The sequence below is a fragment of the Pseudarthrobacter sp. NCCP-2145 genome (assembly GCF_023708005.1).
GTDB lineage: Bacteria > Actinomycetota > Actinomycetes > Actinomycetales > Micrococcaceae > Arthrobacter > Arthrobacter oxydans.
Genome location: NZ_BRCG01000005.1, coordinates 210,652 through 227,356, shown reverse-complemented (window position 1 = coordinate 227,356; position 16,705 = coordinate 210,652). Strand labels below are relative to the sequence as shown.

The following is a 16,705-nucleotide window of genomic DNA, read 5'->3' as shown; positions in this document are numbered from 1 at the left end:
CTCTCTCACTCCCTGCAGCTTTTTAGCGATCCCTCTCTCACCGGTGAGAGAGGGATCGGTGATTTCCGGCATTAAGTGAGAGAGCGTCTCGTGATCAATTGATCAAAATTTGTTAGCATTTGATCATGAAGACTGATGAGCGGCACCGCACCATTGCCGGGCTGCTCCGCCAGCGCCATGAGGTGACAGTGGAGGAGCTGATGGTGGCCTGCGACGCGTCGGGGGCAACCATCCGGCGGGACCTCGAGGCCTTGGCAGCTAATGGCGTCCTCCGCAGGATTCACGGCGGGGCACGGAGCCTCATCGGCCGCGGCGAAAATCCAGGCTACGGCCAGCGCGAGCTGGAGGACCAGGACGGAAAGAGGCGCATTGCGGCTGCCGTCGCAGGGTTGCTGGGGGACCGCGAGCACGTGTGGCTGGACAGCGGCAGCACTGCCACGGAGGTGGCCCGCGCTGTGCAAGCGAAGGAACTGACCCTCATGCCGATGTCACTGAGGGCGCTGAACGTCCTCGCGGGCGGCGAATCCACCGCAGGTACCCGCCCCGCCCTGCTGCTGCCCGGCGGCAGCCTTGTACCCGGAGAGCTGAGCTTCCGCGGCCCGCTGGCCGAATCCAACATCCGCTCCCTGCGCTTCGACACCGCTGTTGTGACGCCCTGCGCCGTGGACCTCAAGGCCGGCCTCCTGGCCCATGACATCGAGGACGCCGCGGTGAAGCGCGCCGGCGTGGAATCCGCCGCACGGGTGGTGGTGGCTGCCTCCGCCGCCAAATGGGATGCACAGGCCCGGGCATTGGTCGCCGGCCTGGAACGGGTGGACATCCTGGTGACGGACAAAAATTTCAGCGCCGATGAACGCGCACAACTCGACGAATACTCCCTGGAAGTAGTGACTGTATGAGCATCAACACCGGTACCGGGCAGCAGGCAGGACTGAACGCAGCCGCCACAGCCACCTTTGTGGTTTTTGGCATCAACGGCCTCGTCTTTGCCAGCTGGGCCGCGAGGATCCCCGCCGTCACCGAGACACTGGAAATCACCTCCGGGCAGATGGGCACCCTCCTGCTGTGCACCGCCGTGGGTTCGCTCCTGGCGCTCCCTACCGCCGGACTGGTGGTGGGCAGGATCGGGACCGCGAACACGGCACGCTTCGGAGGCGTCCTTGCGGCCCTCGCTGGCGTCGGAATCGCCGCTTCGCTCTCTGTCGCCTCGATTCCAGGGACGGCCGTTGCCCTCTTCTTCTTCGGTATCGCCATCGGACTCTGGGATGTAGCCCAGAACATTGAGGGTGCCGACGTGGAGCATAAGCTGCGGCGCACCATCATGCCGCAGTTCCATGCAGCGTTCAGCGGCGGTGCCTTCGTCGGCGCACTGATCGGTGCCGGGCTCTCCAACCTTGGCGTCGGCCTGCCCCTGCACCTGCTGGTCATCGCCGGTGTGGTTGTTGTGGTGATGCTGACTGCCCCGCGCTACTTCCTCCCGCATATCTCCACCGCCACACCGGACGGAGAAGCAAAGGCAGCCAAAGGACCGTCAGCCTGGCGTGACAGCCGCACCCTGCTCATAGGCGTCGTGGTCCTCGGGGCCACCCTGACGGAGGGTGCGGGCAATGACTGGATCGCCAAAGCATCCGTAGACGGGCTGGGCACCTCTGAATCCACCGGCGCGCTGATGTTCGCCCTCTTCGTGCTGGCCATGACGGCGATGCGGTTCCTGGGCGGCCGCGTCATCGACAAGTACGGTCGGGTTGCGGTCCTCCGGGCGAGCATGGCAGCCGCGGCGGCCGGGCTGTGCCTCTTTGTGCTCGCCGGAAACGTGTGGCTGGCTGCCGTTGGGGCTGCGCTGTGGGGCGTTGGAGCAGCACTCGCCTTCCCCATGGGCATGTCTGCGGCTGCGGACGACCCCAGGCATGCCGCTGCCAGGGTGTCCGTCGTATCCACGCTGGGGTATATCTCCTTCCTCGCCGGACCTCCCCTCCTGGGGTACCTCGGCGACCTGACCGGCATACACCTGGCGCTGCTGGCCATCCTCGCGCCGATCCTCCTGGCCCTGCTGCTGGCTGGGGCGGCGAAACCCCTGAGGGCCGGATAAAGACGGCAGACCGGATTTTCCGCGCGGCTGGAGGACCTCCATTCACCGACCGGTAGGGTGATGGAATGCAGAGCACATGGCGCGGAAGCCATCGTTGGATCAGCCGCCTGGACAGATACCTGGTGCGGCATGTCTCGGATCTTCCGGGAGGAAACCATGATGCGTTCTTTCGGCGCCTTTCGGCCTCCGCCAACCACGGAAAACTGTGGATCGCCGCTGCTGCAGCAATGGCCGCCTTTCCGGGACGGCCTCGGCGTGCGGCACTGCACGGCCTCATCGCCCAGGCAGTGGCTTCCGCCGTCACGAACGTTGTCTTCAAAACCCTGCTTCCCCGGGCACGGCCGCTGCCGGAGCATCTTCCGGTGTTCCGGTTCGTCCACCCCCAGCCGACAAGTTCCTCCATGCCATCCGGCCACTCTGCGTCGGCGGTCGCCTTTGCCGTGGGTGCAGGACTTGTCCAGCCCGTCATCGGGGCCGCACTGGCTCCGGTGGCGGCAGGCGTAGCCTATTCACGCGTCCACACCGGAGCCCACTGGCCTTCGGATGTCTTCTTTGGTTCCGCCCTGGGCGCCTGCGCTGCCCTCCTGACGCGCACGTGGTGGCCGGTGCGGCCGCCCTTTCCCGACGTGGCGAGGACATGGACCACGGCGCCGGAGCTACCTGGCGGCCGGGGGCTCAGCATCGTGGTTAACACCCTCGGGGGATCCTTCACGGAGGAGACGGCCACCGCCCTGCAGGGAGTATTCCCTGACGCGCATATTAATTCCGTCCATCCGGACCAGGACCTTCTCCGCGAGATCCGGCATGCAGCCGAACATCCCGGCACCCGTGCCCTCGGGGTGTGGGGCGGCGACGGAACCGTCGGCGCCGCGGCAGCTGCCGCCGTCGAGCATTCCCTCCCCCTGCTGGTCCTCCCCGGCGGTACCCTGAACCACTTTGCCAGGGACGCCGGAACCGGGAGCCTCAAGGAGGCTGTAGCCGCCGCGTCCAAAGGAGACGCGGCGCTGGCAGACGTAGGAATCGTCACGGTGGAGCGCGGCTTGGCCGGCAGTCCGGAAAGGGCGCAGCTGACCATGCTGAACACCTCAAGCGTTGGCCTGTACCCGAACTTCGTTCGCCGCCGGGAACAGCTGCAGCCTGCGCTGGGAAAACCGCTGGCCGGGGTGGTGGCGATGTTCCGTACCTTCGCGGCCGGAACCCCCAGCACCCTCACTATCGATGGCAGGCGGCACAAGGTGTGGATCGCCTATGTGGGACGGGGCCGGTACTACCCGCGTGACCACGCACCCCTGTTCCGGCCCGTGATGGACGACGGCGTCCTCGACGTCCGCATGATCACGGCCGACGAGTCGTTCGCCCGGCTGCGTCTGCTGTGGTCGGTGCTGACGGGTACGGTGGCAACCTCGCGCATCACCCATCTCTCAGAGGCCACACGGGTGCGCATCGACGCCGGCGGGTCGCCGATGGCTCTGGCGGTTGACGGTGAGGCGCTGGCCGGTGTGCGCAGCGTGGAGTACACGGTGCGCCGCCGGGCCTTTGCCTACTACTCGCCACAGCAACGGTGATCACCCGGTCATCCACGGGGACTACCCTGACCCGTCCCTGAATCATCCCTGAGACCGGCGAAATACCTCCCGGCCGTGGGTAGCGTGGTGTGTACCAGACTTCCGCAACGCATCCCGCAGTCCACAAGCTGCCGTTCGAAGGAACATTCCATGATTGAGGCAACAGGGCTGACCAAGGTCTACGGCGATAAAACCGCCGTGGACGGCGTCAGCTTCACCGTCCAGGCAGGCCGCGTTACCGGTTTCCTGGGACCCAACGGCGCAGGAAAGTCCACCACCATGAGGATGATCATGGGACTGGACCGGCCGACGTCGGGTTCCGTCACCGTGAACGGGGTGCCGTTTGCGCAGCATGCCGCACCGCTGCGCGAGGTGGGCTCGCTCCTTGACGCCAAGGCCGTCCACACCGGCCGCACCGCCTACAACCATCTCCTGGCCATGGCCGCGACCCACAGTATTCCAAGGAAACGGGTCCAGGAGGTCATCGAGATGACCGGCCTGGGGGAGGTGGCCAAAAAGAAGGTAAAAGGGTTCTCCCTGGGAATGGGGCAACGGCTCGGCATTGCCGCCGCACTGCTGGGAGATCCCCAGACCATCATTCTTGACGAGCCAGTCAACGGCCTGGACCCGGAGGGCGTGGTCTGGGTGCGGAACCTGGTGAAGTACCTGGCATCGGAAGGACGGACAGTGTTCCTGTCCAGCCACCTGATGAGCGAGATGGCCATGACCGCCGACCACCTGATTGTCATTGGCCGGGGCCGTATCATTGCCGATGCCCCTATCGGCGAAATCATCACGGGCAAGGGCCAGTCCCGCGCCCGCGTCCGGACTGACCAGCCGGAGCAGCTCATGCGCCTGCTCGCGGACGACGGCGTTTCCGTTGAGGTCCAGGACCACGAACTCCTCCAGGTCACGGGCCTGCCCCCCAGGGACATCGCCCGGACAGCACTGGACAACCGGATCATGGTCTACGAGCTCACTCCCCTGCAGGCAAGCCTCGAAGAGGCCTACATGGAACTGACCAAGGACGAGGTGGAGTACCACTCCCTCATCACCACGGGAGCTGCGGCGCCCACCCAGACCGGAGGACAGCAATGAGCACGGCAGCACTTCAATCCAGCCGGCCGCAGGGCACGGGCCCCGGTCCCAGTTTCCTGCGTGTCCTCAACTCGGAGTTCATCAAGTTCCGGACGCTCCTCTCCACCCTGGTCCTGGTGGGATCGACCGTGCTGGTGATGGTGGGCTTTGCCGCCCTGAACGCGTGGGGCATCGGACAGTTTTCCGAGGCGTCCCGGAACGACCCCCAGGCAGGTGCGGCCTTCGCGGCCCAGGGCGCTGACCTTACGGCGGGAATCCCCACGTCCGGCATCGCGTTCGCGCAGCTCATCATCGGATCCCTGGCGGTTCTGCTCATGAGCTCGGAATTCACCACCGGCATGGCAAGGTCCACCTTCTCGGCGGTCCCAAAACGCACCCCGGCCTTCGTCGCGAAGCTGCTGGTGGTGACGGCGTGCGCCTTCGTGGTGACTGTGGCGTCGTCCCTGCTCGCGTACGCGGCTGCCAGCCCCATCCTGGACCACTACGGGTTTGATATCGACCTTGGTTCGGACCATTCCCGGCGCCTCCTGCTGGTCAGCGGCGTGTACGTGGCAGCTGTCGCGGCAATCGGAATGTCCCTGGGAACCCTCCTTCGGAATTCAGCGGGTGGCATCATGTCCCTGGTGGGGCTGTTCTTCGTGGTCCCCATCGCCTTCCAGCTCATCCCCGGCGAGTTCTTCGCAGAAGCCCGCAAGTACCTGCCGGACAGCCTCTTTGAGCGGATCGTGACGGCCGCACCGGCGGAAGGCGCCCTCGAGGTCTGGCAGGCCTGGACCTGGCTTGGCGTTTGGGTGGCTGTTCCGGTGGCTGCTGCCATGATCATCTTGAAGAAGCGCGACGTCTAGAACCCGCGGAACGGGCAGCCCCGATATATGAACCACACGGCATTTACGAAGGACGCGCCGGCCGGGCAGGCCGACGCGTCCTTCGCCGAGCTCACGGCGAGGCGCACAGGGCGGTTCCGCAGGTACCTCCAGCGGCACCCCCTGGTGATGGACGCCGTCGTGGCCGCCAGCTACAGCCTCCTGGTGGCACCCACCGTGGCGGACGCGGCCACATCCGGCAACTGGCTTGCAGCCGCCCTGCTGGTGCTGGTGGCCGGATCCCTCTTCCTGCGGCGCTTCTATCCTGTGGGCCTGGCGGCCTTCGTCGCCGTGGTGGAGGTAGCGGTCACCCTGCTCCACCCCTGGGGCTCCAACGTCTCCGCGGGACTGTGGTTCTCGCTCTATGCCGTAGCGGTTGCCCACACCCGCCGCTTCGCGCTCATCACCATGGCCGCGGCCACGGCCCCGCTGGCACTCCTTTATCTGCTGGCGGCCGTGGGACCCATGGAAAACTCCTTCGTCCACGATCCGGGCGTCAACCCGGGCGACTTCCACCTCCTGACCAGCATCGCCACCGGCGCCACCATTGCCCTGTCCAACATCCTGGCCACCGGCCTCGGCATCAGCGTCCGGCAACGCCGTGAGCACGAGCAGGAGGTCGCCGCCTGGGCCGCCCGGACCGCCAGCCTTGCCTCCGTCAACGAGCGGAACCGGATTGCACGCGAGATGCACGACGTGGTGGCCCACTCGCTGACGGTGATGATCAGCCTGTCCGACGGTGCCGCCGTCGTCGTCCAGAAAAACCCGGAGCGCGCCGGGGAGGTGCTCGGCGAACTGTCCCGGACGGGACGCACCGCCCTCGCAGACATGCGCCGGGTCCTGGGTGTCCTGCGTGATGACACCGGCACCGCCGCGCCCCGGCTGCCGCTGACCGCCGGCGACAGCCTGGCCAGCCTGCTCGAAGGCTTCCGCACCGCCGGCCTGCCGCTGCACTACTCCCACACCGGGCCTGCCCTGCCCGGCGATGCTGCGTTCCAGCTCACGGTGTACCGGATCGTGCAGGAATCGCTCACCAACGTGCTCCGCTACGGCCGCGCCCTGACCCGGGTGGACGTCACCATTGTCCGCTCGGGCTCCACGGTGACCATTGACGTGCTCGACGACGGCGCCGGAGCCACCGGGCACCCCGCCCAGGATGGAGGTACTTCCCCGTCCGGTGCTGCCGGTTCCCATGGATCCGGACAGGGGCTGGCCGGGATGGCTGAACGCTCCAGGATCTATTCCGGCTCCGTGGAAGCGGGGCCCAGCGGCCGGGGCTGGCGCGTCCACGCCGTACTGTCCTGGCCCGGAGACGATTCCGCAGGCTCCATCCGCCCCTACGAACTGCAAGGCAACCCATGACCGGAAACACCCCCATCAACGTCCTGCTGGCTGATGACCAGCCGCTGCTGCGGATGGGATTCCGCCTGATCCTGGAGGGCGAAGAGGATCTGAGGATTGTTGGGGAAGCCTCTGACGGGGCCGACGCCGTACGGCAGGCCCGGGAGCTGCGCCCGGACGTGGTGCTGATGGACGTCCGCATGCCCGTGCTGGACGGCATCGAGGCCACGCGCGCCATCACCGCCTCCGGTTCGTGCGCCCGGATCATCATCCTGACCACTTTCGACGTGGACGAGTATGCCTTTGCCGGCCTCCAGGCTGGAGCCTCGGCCTTCCTCCTCAAGGACGTGGCGCCGTCGGAGTTGGTCAGTGCCGTCAGGGTGGTGGCCAGCGGGGACGCCGTGGTGGCGCCGCGCGTTACGCAGCGGCTGCTGGAAACATACGTCCGGGGTGCCGCCCGCCCGGCCCCCGCCGCTCCTGCACCGGATCCCCTGCTGGCGGACCTGACCCCGCGGGAAACGGAGATGCTGGAGGCGATGGCCGAGGGCCTGTCCAACGCCGAAATCGCCCACCGGTACTACCTCTCGGAAGCGACGGTGAAAACCCACGTCCGCCGCATCCTCACCAAGCTCCACCTGCGCGACCGAGTCCAGGCCGTGGTTTACGCCTACGAAACCGGCCTCGTGGTGCCGAGCAACCCGGACTACTGAGACCCGCGGCGCAACGCCGTCTAGACTCGAGACCATGCCTTCCCTTGCCTCCGCCGCAGACCATATCCAGGACCTTGGCGCCTATGTCAGCGCGTCGCCGTCGAGCTTCCACGCCGTGCACGAAGCGGGGCGGCGTCTGGAGGAAGCGGGCTTTGTGCGCCTGGACGAACTGCAGCCCTGGGAGGGCGGGCCCGGACAGTACTTCATCATCCGGGACGGCGCGCTGATCGCCTGGGTTGTTCCCGAAGGGGCAGGGCCCGCCACCGGCTTCAACATCCTGGGCGCACATACGGATTCGCCCACCTTCAAGCTCAAGCCAAAGCCGACCACGGGTGCCCACGGCTGGCTGCAGGCTGGCGTGGAGGTGTACGGCGGACCGCTGTTGAACTCCTGGCTTGACCGGGAACTGCAGCTGGCCGGCCGCCTGGTCATGCTGGACGGCACCGAGCACCTGACTGCCACCGGGCCGATGCTCCGGTTCCCGCAGTTGGCTATCCACCTGGACCGTACTGTCAACGACGGCCTCACCCTGGACAAGCAGCGGCACATGAATCCGGTGTGGGGGCTCGGCAATCCCGCGGATGCCGACCTGCTGGCCGTGCTGGCTTCCCACGTTTCCGGCGCTTCCGTGGACCCCGCCCACATTGGCGGGTACGACGTCGTCATGGCGGACACGCAGGCCCCATCGGTTTTCGGGGGCAACAGTGAGTTCTTCGCCTCCGGGCGCCTCGACAACCTCTCCTCAACCCATGCGGGGCTGGCGGCGCTGACCGCGCACGCGTCGGCGCCCGGTACCGGCAGCCCGATCGCCGTCCTGGCGGCGTTCGACCATGAGGAGATCGGCTCCAACTCCCGCTCGGGCGCCTGCGGGCCTATCCTCGAGGATGTCCTGGTTCGGATCTCCGACGGCCTGGGCGCCACGGTGAGCCAGCGGCGGCAGGCTCTGGCGGCGTCCTTCTGTGTGTCCGCGGACGCCGGCCACGCTGTACACCCCAACTACGCGGAACGGCACGACCCCGCCAACCATCCGGTGCTGAACGGCGGACCGCTCCTGAAAATCAATGCAAACCAGCGCTACGCCACCGACGCCTCCGGTGCAGCGCTGTGGGCCCGGCTGTGCGCCGAGGCCGGTGTGCCCTACCAGGAGTTCGTGTCCAACAACGCGATTCCGTGCGGTTCCACCATCGGTCCGTTGACCGCCACCCGCCTGGGAATCCGGACGGTGGACGTGGGCGTTCCCCTGCTGTCCATGCATTCCGCGCGGGAGCTGTGCGGCGTAAAGGATCCCTGGCGCCTGGCCGCGGTGACCGCGCAGTTCTTCCGGACGGCGGTCTAGCGGGACGGTTCCTTCCCGAAAGTGAACAGGTGCTGGTCGATTTCGTGGGCGGGGACTCCAACCCACGTTTCTCCGGCCGGGACGTTACTGAGCACGGCTGCGCCCATGCCCACCGTGGCATAGTCGCCCACCGACGTCCTGTCGCGGACGCTGGAATTCATGCCGAGGTAGGCAGCCTTCCCTACCCGGACTCCGCCGCCCAATGACACGCCCGCGCCGAACGTCGCAAAGTCCGCCACGTCGTCGTCGTGGGTGAAGGTTACCGAGGGCATTGCCACCACGTGTGAGCCCAGGGTGACGGCGGCTGTCAGGGTGACATTGCGCAACAGGATGCTTCCCCGCCCAATCCGGCAGCCTTCGGGGTACTGGACCGAGGGATCCACCGCAGTTGCATACCGCGATTCATGGATTCCCAGGGACGTGAGGCGGTCCACCACGGCTTCCCGTGCCTTCCCGGATGCCAGGCACACCAGCAGGAACGCATGGGTGTAGTTGGCGGCATCATCGATGCTCCCCAGGACAGGCGCCCCGTCCACGGTGACACCGGCCATCTCCTTGTCATCGTCCAACAGGCCAACGACGTCGTACTGGCCACTGCTGCGCACCATCGCCAGCACTTCGCGGGCAAGGCCGCTCACTGAAATGAGGATCAGCTCACTCACGTGCCCACCGGGTGCGCTGCGTTCCGGATGGCGTTGATGACGCGGTTGATGCTGGATGAGTCGATCTCGTGGAACACAGGGAGGACCAGGGTGCGGTCGCTCAGCCGCTCCGTGGACTGCAGCCTGGCGTTGCCGTTGTCGCGCCAGCGGTATGCCGGCTGGCGGTGTGCGGCGTACGCCCCGCGCCGTGCGGTGATGCCGGCGTCGGCCAGCCTTTCCAGCAGGGCCTCGCGGGTCATGGGGAATCCAGGGAGGACTTCCAGCCACAGGGATTGATAGTTCGTGGTGCCGTATGGAGGATCGGACACGATCCTGAGGCCTTTGAGGCTTTTGAGGGCGTCGACGTACGTGCCTGCGATCTTCCGGCGCCGTTCCACCATTTCCGGAAGCCGCCGCAATTGGATGATTCCGACGGCGGCCTGAAGGTCGGTCATGCGGTAGTCGAAACCGACCTCGAGGCAGATCTCGCGGGGCGACAGGAACAGTTCTTCCCGGTTGAGGGCCGCCAGGCTGCTTGAATGTTCGCGCAGGGCCCGGGCGCGGGCCGCCCAGTCCGCCCGCCGGGTGGTGAGCATGCCGCCTTCCCCGGTGGTGAGGATGTGGTTGGGATGGAAGGACCAGACGGTGATGTGGGCGCCGGCGCCCACCGGCTTTCCCTTGTACTGCGAGCCCACCGCGCAGGCAGCGTCTTCGATGACCGTGATTTCGTGGCGGTCGCACAGTTCGCGGATCGGGTCCACGTCCACGGGCACTCCGCCCTGGTCCACCACGATCACCGCCCGGGTATCCAGGGTCAGCGCGGCATGGATGGTCTCCGCGGTCACGTTGCCGGTGGCAGGATCCACATCGCAGAAGACGGGGCGTGCGCCGACATAGGTCACGGCGTTGGCCGTGGCTATATAGGACAGTGACGGCACAACGACGTCGTCCCCTGGTCCGATTCCCGCCACCACGAGGGCCAGATGCAGGGCGGTGGTGCAACTCGACGTGGCTACTGCGAACCGGGCACCCTGTGCGGCTGCGAAGTCGACCTCGAACTCCTTGACTTTCGGGCCCTGCGTGACGCATCCGGAGAAGACCACCTCCGCAAGTGCATGGGCTTCCTCCTGCCCCAGCCAGGGCTTCATTACTTCGATGCGTGCAACAGCTGATTCGGTGGCCACGAGGCACCATCTTTCCTAGGAGGAGCGGAATGAAGAACGGCAGCTCGTGTCACCTTGACCACAGGACACTTTCAAGCCAGGAGCCGGCAGCCTGCTGCTGGTAATCTTCAGGCCCTGGCACGTGGATACTCGACGCCTGGCCTTCGAGGCCCCTGCTGCGGCTAACCGCCTCCAGCATGCCGAGAACCCGCAGGCCGGACGTATTGGTGGAGGGGGCCCTCTGGTGGCCGCGGACCCGACGCGCAAACTCGGCAGCCACGCGGTCCCGCGCCTCCTGCCCGAAGGCGGGCACCTGTCCATCTTCGCCCGGCACCTGAAGTGCGCCCGGCTCCGTCCAATACGGGGAGCGGCGCCGCTGCTGCGTGGATGAATCGGAGTCGAAGATGGCCAGTTGCTCCTGCGGAAGGGTGGCATCCCACACCAGGACAAGCTGGGAACCTGCAATGACCAGCTGATGGCTTTTCACGCGGCTCAGGTTGTTGACGTGCAGGTGCACCGTGGCGTCGTTTGGAAGCCGGAAAATCACGTGGCCAACACAGTCGCGGCCGGTTCCCAGCGGATCACCCCCAAGTGCCGAAACTCCCTGCGGGTTGAGCCGCCCGGCGAACACATAGTCAAGGAGGGCAAGGCTGTCCGGGGCCAGGTCCCAGAAGACGTCCCGGTCGGTCCGGGCCAGGTTGCTTTCGGTCCGCACTGCTTCGACGAAGAGGATATCGCCCAGGGATCCGCTGCCCACCAGCTTCTGCATCTTTTGCACGGCAGGTTCGAAACACTGGGCCTTGTTTGCCATCAGCACAACGCCCCTGGCGTCCGCCTCGGCGGCCATCTCCTGCCCGCGCTCCAGGCTGTCCGCCAATGGCTGTTCCACCAGGACGTGCTTGCCTGCCCGCAGCGCGGTCATTCCGGTACCGAACAGGGCGCGGAGGGGGGTGGCGATTGCCACCGCATCCACTTCCACACTGTCCAGCAGTTCATCGATGGCTTCAAACCAGGGCGCGCCGCCAAGCTTTTCGGAGACTGTGCCGGCCCGGCGGGAGTCCACGTCGCAGATGGCTGCCAGGTCCCAGTCCGGGCTGGCCTGGAGGGTTTCGGCCATGCCCGCTCCCCGGGAACCTGCGCCCACCACCGCGATACGCAGCCTGTCTGCGTTTACGCGGTCCCTGCCGTGGCTGAAGTCCTTAGCGAAAGCTTCCATTCTCATCCTCGTTGTCAGTAGGCGCCGGAAGGCTGGATGACGGCACGGAAAGTCCGCCACAAGATCAGCAGGTCACCCGGGATTGACCAGTTCTCGACGTAGTAGAGGTCCAGGCGCACTGCCTCGTCCCAGGACAGGTCCGAGCGCCCGTTGATCTGCCAGAGACCGGTGAGGCCGGGCTTGATGAGGAGGCGCCGGTGGGTGTGCTGCTCGTATCCGCTGACTTCGCGTGCAAGGGGAGGGCGCGGGCCTACCATGCTCATGTCGCCGAGGACGACGTTCCAAAGCTGCGGGAGTTCGTCCAGGGAGTACTTGCGCATCCACCGACCGCACCGCGTCACGCGGGGGTCATTGCGCATCTTGAACAGGACCCCGGCGCCTTCGTTGGTCTCGTGCAGCACGGCCTGGCGCTCCTCGGCATCCACCACCATGGACCGGAACTTGTACATGCCGAAGGTCTGGCCGCCCTTGCCGATGCGGTCCTGGCGGAACAGGACGGGGCCCGGGCTGTCCAGCCGGACGATGACGGCAAGCAGCAACAACAGCGGCGAAAGTGCGGTGATGGCGGCACCGGCAAGGACAACGTCCATGACCCGCTTGAGGACGTGCTTGCCGCCGGAATACTGGGGAATGTCCACGTGCATCAGTGGAAGCCCCTCCACGGGGCGCCAGTGGATACGGGGCCCCGCGACGTTCGTGAGGGTCGCTGCCAGCACCATCTCGGCAGAGCACTCCTCCAGCCTCCACCCCAGTTCCCGGATGAACTTGTTTCCGCCCGGGAGGGGCCCGGCAACAATCACGGCATCGGCCTGCGCGAGGCGTGCCGTCCGGGAAATGTCATCCGTGGAAGAAAGGACGGGCACCAGCTGCTCGCCCACGCGCAGCCTGGCCCCCCGGCGCGAACCGGGAAGGCACACACCGAGGATCTTGTAGACGGGGCCGGACTTCTTTTCGATCTGCTGGACCACGTAGCGGACGTCCTCGGGTTCGCCGACAACGATGGCCCGTGACAGGTGCCGTCCCTTGGCTTTCTCAGTCGCCAGCCGGCGCCGGAAAAGCCAGCGGTTCGCCGTCAGGGACACGGTGCCCACCGGCAGGGCAACGGCGAACATGGTGGCACCGCTCTGGATCGAGAAGACGACGGAAGCGATGGCAATTAATCCAAAGAGCCGGAAGGTGGCAGATATGACCCGTTTGTACTCGTCTGCACCCACGCCCAGGACTTTGGGATCGCGTGTCCTGTAAATCTCCAGTGCAGCAATCCAGATCAGTGCCAGCGCAACGCTGGCCGCGATTCCGGCCGCCGTTGATGTCCTGCTCAAAAGCCCGGGACTGGCAAGGTGGTAGCCGAGAGCGACTGCCCCGGCGATCAGCAGCGAGTCCGTGACACGCAACAGGTTGATGTGGACTGAGATCCAGTCCGCGGAGGACGCCTTACGGCCCAGCTCCCGGGGGACGAGGCTGACTGCCGGGCGGTAGCCGGGGGATACTCCCTGGGCAGGACCGTCGCCCGCCAGGGCAGGCCGCTCGCCTGCCAGGCTGCCGGTGAGCGCTGAGCGTTTGGACCCGTAAAACGTGGGACGCCGCTGTCCGGTGACGGGTGCTTCTGCCATGGTGACCCCTTCCGGTTTGTCCGCTTGTGCTCTTGCCGTGAAGCAAAATTAGTCACGGAAAGCCACGTGCGGAGGGTTTGCGCGGGCCCTTTGTGGGTCCCGCGAAGGAATATTGTGGATAATGCGGGTAGCTGCAGCAGCTGCAGCCGGCACTAGAGGACCGGCAGGATGTACGGCTCCGGAGCTGCCTTTTCCTTGCTGGCAGCCAGGGCCGTCAGCTGGGCGCGTGACTCAACCCCGAGTTTGCGGTAGATGGCGGTCAGCCTCACCTCGACGGTCCTCACGGAAACGAAGAGGGTGGAGGCGATCTCCTTGTTGCGCATGCCCCGGGCGACCATTCTTGCCAGCACGCGTTCGTGGTCGGCGAGCAGCAGCATGGCCGGGTTTCCCTGGGGGCCTGGTGCTTCCACCCGTTCGTCCAGCAGGAGCGCATCCACGTGCTGGATCCACGCGTTGGCGCCAACCTCGTCGAACATGACCTTGGCCCGCAGAAGGCCGTCGCGGGCATCCCGCAAGCGGCCGAGGGCCTTCAGCCGTTCTGCATAACACAGCATGGTACGTGCCCGTTCAAGCAGCGAATCCCGCGAGTTCCTGCTGTCCAGGGCCTGGCCGAACAGCTGCAACGACTGCTCGCCGTCCGCAAGGATGGCCCGGCTCCGGGCAACCGCCATCATCAGCCACGGTGAGCGCAGCCCGACGGAACGGCTCTCCAGGCTGAGGAGTGCCTGGGTGGCTTCCCGGTGGCGTCCCAGCCGGACCAGTACCTCCACGAGGTCCGCATCGCACCGGAGCAACGTGGGATTGGTGAAGCCCGTGCCAATCTCGGCCGCGCGTGAGAGCTGGGCGAGGGATTCCGCCAGGTCACCCCGAAGCAGTGCGAAGTGGCCCTGCCACGCGGCAAGCTGGGCGGTGATGGCCGGGTGGCTTTCGGCGCCGGCGAACCGTTGCGCCTCAGCCGCGTAACTTTGGGCGAGGGTCTCATCCCCCAGTGCGTGGGCGCGCCAGACCCGGAAAACGTGCCGGAGGCCGCGGTGGTACTTGAACTCAGGTTCAAAAAGTTCAAGGTCGTCCATCAGCTTGCTCGCCGTCCGGACGTTTCCTGCCCTGATCTCGTTGTCCACAGCGAGGAACAAGGCCGTTTCCCGCCAGTTCACGTGGGCGTCCCGTGTTGAGGTCCGCACCATGGCAAAGAGCTCCTGGGCGTGGTCATAGCGCTCCGCGTAGCTGAAGGCGCGGCCCTGGATCAGCAGGCCTGCCACGGAGCAGCCCTCAAGGGTGTACTTGCGTCCGGGCTGGACTCCGTCGCCGCCGGTGGACTCGGTCAGCAGCCTGGCACGTTCCGTGAGTTCAAGGCATTCGGCTGATGCGGCTTCCTGGAAATTTCCGGCGTACTGGAGAAGCTCGCACGCGTCCTGGAATTCCCAGCGTTCCGCGTAGTACACAGCGGCGACGGCGAGGAGATTGGCGGCAAAGGCAGGATCGTGCTGGCCGAATTCCTTCACCAGGCGCAGCACCATGCTGGACCGGACTGCTCCCCCCTGGATGAAGTCGATTTCGAAGGAGAGCCCTGTAAGCCGCAGGATCAGGGCCGGATTCCGGGTCACCCGCTGTGCCCACTCCAGGTAGCGCCGGGCGTAAACGAACTCACCCCGGTTGAAGAGGAGTTCAGCGATCGCCGCCAGGCGTGCCGCCGTTTCCGCCTCCCAGGGGTTGATGGTCAGGGCGCGCTCAACATACGCCACGGCGAAGGACAGCTCCCCGCCCCGGATCAGGTCGACGGCGTGGCGGAGCAAACCGAACGGGGTCTGCCGTTCCAGCGCCGTGAAGCTCAGATGCCACCTGCGGGCGTACGGGTCAGTGTCCTGGCATGCGTCCGCCAATGCCCGGTGGTTGGCCGTGCGGACCGCCGGCGTCATGGCGCCAAAGACGTACCCGCGAAGCAGCTGGTCCCGGATTGCAAGGTGCGGGCCGGTGCGGTGCACGATTCCGCAGGCCAGCAGTTCGTCCACGCCGGTCCACACGTCCTTGCTGATCTTTTCCAGCGTGGTGATGTCGCTTCGGCACGAGAGGGACAGGAGATCCAGTACGTTCCGTGCGGGCGCGGTCAGTCCGCCCACCACCAGGGCGAATTCAGCCTCGAAACTGCCGTTGCCGGGCAGGGGAACCGGGAGGGCGAACTTTCCCTCCGCATGCCGTTCCAGCAACCGGGCATAAAGTTCGACGGCGGCAAGGGGGTTTCCGCGGGTTGCTGCGGCAACCGCGTGGGCGGCCGCCGTCGTGGTGTGCCGTGCGGGGATTGCTTCAAGCATCCTCACGGTATCGCTGTAGCTCAGCGCCTGGAGGTGCAGCACGGCCAGCCCGCTGAAAGGGCTGTCAGGTGCTTCGTCGCGCAGGCAGACGAACATGGCAATGTCCGTGCCGGACAAGCGGCGGGCCAGGAAGCCGATAACAGCCTGGCTGCCGGGATCCAGCTGGTCTGCGTCGTCGATGACGATGACGGTCCGGGAGGACGCACGCTGGTGCAGGCCGTTGAGGAGCATTGAGGAAATGGCCGGCACGTCCAGGGATCCGGCAGTATCGCGCAGGAGCTCATCAGCGATTCTGTTGAGTACGGGATCATCCATGGCGTTGAGGAGGGCCGTGACACCGGACAAAGGCCAGTCGGATTCGAACGCGCTTGCTCCGAGGAAGACGGTTTTGTAGTCCGAAAGCGTGGGGATCTCCGAAAGCAAGGCCGACTTTCCAACCCCGTGGCCGCCGATCACCGCCAGGGCCGTGTCCTTGGGGCCGCGGATCACCGAAAGAAGCCTGTCCAACTCCTTGTTTCGCCCTAACAATGACATGGGTCCCCAATCCTCGAAGAAGGAGACCACATTCTTTCGTTAGTAGTTGTTCGGATACTGCATGCCGCCATCCGGTTATGGATATAACCATTGGTAGGCAGGCTGTCGGTTTGCACCTCCAGCACGGTTCCCAGCCGTTAAGCGAATATAGCCCTGAATTTGTGCAAAGCGCCATATATCGTTCACTTAGTATTTGCTCAAGATCACCCCTCCTTTTCCTCAAGAGG

General features: G+C 66.0%; 13 protein-coding genes. 8 read left to right on the top strand and 5 right to left on the bottom strand.

Going from position 1 to position 16,705, the window contains the following annotated elements:
* Positions 1–125: 125 nt before the first annotated feature.
* The 8 genes from NFU08_RS06530 (at position 126) to NFU08_RS06495 (ending at position 9,002) form a co-directional block, all read left to right on the top strand.
* A complete protein-coding gene (locus NFU08_RS06530) occupies positions 126–899 on the top strand; it encodes a DeoR/GlpR family DNA-binding transcription regulator (protein WP_251421563.1) in 774 nt (257 codons plus the stop codon).
* Positions 896–2,089, top strand: a complete 1,194-nt coding sequence (locus tag NFU08_RS06525) for an MFS transporter (RefSeq protein WP_251421560.1) — start codon at positions 896–898, stop codon at positions 2,087–2,089. The genes NFU08_RS06530 and NFU08_RS06525 overlap by 4 nt, the downstream gene beginning before the upstream one ends.
* A gap of 65 nt (positions 2,090–2,154) precedes the next feature.
* Positions 2,155–3,654 carry a bifunctional phosphatase PAP2/diacylglycerol kinase family protein gene (locus NFU08_RS06520; RefSeq protein ID WP_251421557.1) on the top strand — a complete coding sequence of 500 codons (1,500 nt, stop codon included), beginning with the start codon at positions 2,155–2,157 and terminating at the stop codon, positions 3,652–3,654.
* A 150-nt stretch (positions 3,655–3,804) separates the two neighbouring features.
* Positions 3,805–4,752, top strand: coding sequence for an ABC transporter ATP-binding protein (locus NFU08_RS06515; protein WP_251421553.1), 948 nt, complete (start codon positions 3,805–3,807; stop codon positions 4,750–4,752).
* On the top strand, positions 4,749–5,597 hold the full coding sequence (locus NFU08_RS06510; protein ID WP_174178492.1) for an ABC transporter permease: 849 nt from the start codon (positions 4,749–4,751) through the stop codon (positions 5,595–5,597). Before NFU08_RS06515 ends, NFU08_RS06510 begins: the two co-directional genes overlap by 4 nt.
* Positions 5,598–5,624: 27 nt before the next feature.
* The gene (locus NFU08_RS06505) at positions 5,625–6,977 is read left to right on the top strand and encodes a sensor histidine kinase (RefSeq protein ID WP_174178490.1); all 1,353 of its coding nucleotides are present in this window, start codon (positions 5,625–5,627) and stop codon (positions 6,975–6,977) included.
* A complete protein-coding gene (locus NFU08_RS06500) occupies positions 6,974–7,666 on the top strand; it encodes a response regulator transcription factor (protein WP_174178488.1) in 693 nt (230 codons plus the stop codon). The genes NFU08_RS06505 and NFU08_RS06500 overlap by 4 nt, the downstream gene beginning before the upstream one ends.
* A 34-nt stretch (positions 7,667–7,700) precedes the next feature.
* A complete protein-coding gene (locus tag NFU08_RS06495) occupies positions 7,701–9,002 on the top strand; it encodes a M18 family aminopeptidase (RefSeq protein ID WP_251421550.1) in 1,302 nt (433 codons plus the stop codon).
* Here NFU08_RS06495 and NFU08_RS06490 read toward each other — a convergent pair.
* The 5 genes from NFU08_RS06490 to NFU08_RS06470 all read right to left on the bottom strand — a co-directional run bounded on the left by NFU08_RS06490 (position 8,999) and on the right by NFU08_RS06470 (position 16,451).
* The gene (locus tag NFU08_RS06490) at positions 8,999–9,664 is read right to left on the bottom strand and encodes a NeuD/PglB/VioB family sugar acetyltransferase (protein ID WP_174178484.1); all 666 of its coding nucleotides are present in this window, start codon (positions 9,662–9,664) and stop codon (positions 8,999–9,001) included. The two genes, NFU08_RS06495 and NFU08_RS06490, sit on opposite strands and share 4 nt — an antisense overlap.
* Positions 9,661–10,791 (bottom strand): DegT/DnrJ/EryC1/StrS aminotransferase family protein, encoded by a 1,131-nt coding sequence (locus NFU08_RS06485; RefSeq protein WP_174178606.1) that lies wholly within the window; start codon positions 10,789–10,791, stop codon positions 9,661–9,663. The genes NFU08_RS06490 and NFU08_RS06485 overlap by 4 nt, the downstream gene beginning before the upstream one ends.
* An 85-nt stretch (positions 10,792–10,876) precedes the next feature.
* A complete protein-coding gene (locus NFU08_RS06480) occupies positions 10,877–12,022 on the bottom strand; it encodes a Gfo/Idh/MocA family protein (protein WP_251421547.1) in 1,146 nt (381 codons plus the stop codon).
* A gap of 14 nt (positions 12,023–12,036) precedes the next feature.
* The gene (locus NFU08_RS06475) at positions 12,037–13,635 is read right to left on the bottom strand and encodes a sugar transferase (protein ID WP_251421544.1); all 1,599 of its coding nucleotides are present in this window, start codon (positions 13,633–13,635) and stop codon (positions 12,037–12,039) included.
* Between the two features lie 152 nt (positions 13,636–13,787).
* The gene (locus NFU08_RS06470) at positions 13,788–16,451 is read right to left on the bottom strand and encodes a LuxR family transcriptional regulator (protein ID WP_251421541.1); all 2,664 of its coding nucleotides are present in this window, start codon (positions 16,449–16,451) and stop codon (positions 13,788–13,790) included.
* Positions 16,452–16,705: the final 254 nt, after the last annotated feature.

Excerpts from the sequence above, each read along its gene's own strand:
- NFU08_RS06495 (WP_251421550.1), top strand. The coding sequence starts at position 7,701 with ATGCCTTCCCTTGCCTCCGCCGCAGACCATATCCAGGACCTTGGCGCC.
- NFU08_RS06485 (WP_174178606.1), bottom strand. The coding sequence starts at position 10,791 with ATGAAGCCCTGGCTGGGGCAGGAGGAAGCCCATGCACTTGCGGAGGTG.
- NFU08_RS06525 (WP_251421560.1), top strand. The coding sequence starts at position 896 with ATGAGCATCAACACCGGTACCGGGCAGCAGGCAGGACTGAACGCAGCC.
- NFU08_RS06505 (WP_174178490.1), top strand. The coding sequence starts at position 5,625 with ATGAACCACACGGCATTTACGAAGGACGCGCCGGCCGGGCAGGCCGAC.
- NFU08_RS06515 (WP_251421553.1), top strand. The coding sequence starts at position 3,805 with ATGATTGAGGCAACAGGGCTGACCAAGGTCTACGGCGATAAAACCGCC.
- NFU08_RS06480 (WP_251421547.1), bottom strand. The coding sequence starts at position 12,022 with ATGGAAGCTTTCGCTAAGGACTTCAGCCACGGCAGGGACCGCGTAAAC.
- NFU08_RS06510 (WP_174178492.1), top strand. The coding sequence starts at position 4,749 with ATGAGCACGGCAGCACTTCAATCCAGCCGGCCGCAGGGCACGGGCCCC.
- NFU08_RS06520 (WP_251421557.1), top strand. The coding sequence starts at position 2,155 with ATGCAGAGCACATGGCGCGGAAGCCATCGTTGGATCAGCCGCCTGGAC.
- NFU08_RS06500 (WP_174178488.1), top strand. The coding sequence starts at position 6,974 with ATGACCGGAAACACCCCCATCAACGTCCTGCTGGCTGATGACCAGCCG.
- NFU08_RS06530 (WP_251421563.1), top strand. The coding sequence starts at position 126 with ATGAAGACTGATGAGCGGCACCGCACCATTGCCGGGCTGCTCCGCCAG.
- NFU08_RS06475 (WP_251421544.1), bottom strand. The coding sequence starts at position 13,635 with ATGGCAGAAGCACCCGTCACCGGACAGCGGCGTCCCACGTTTTACGGG.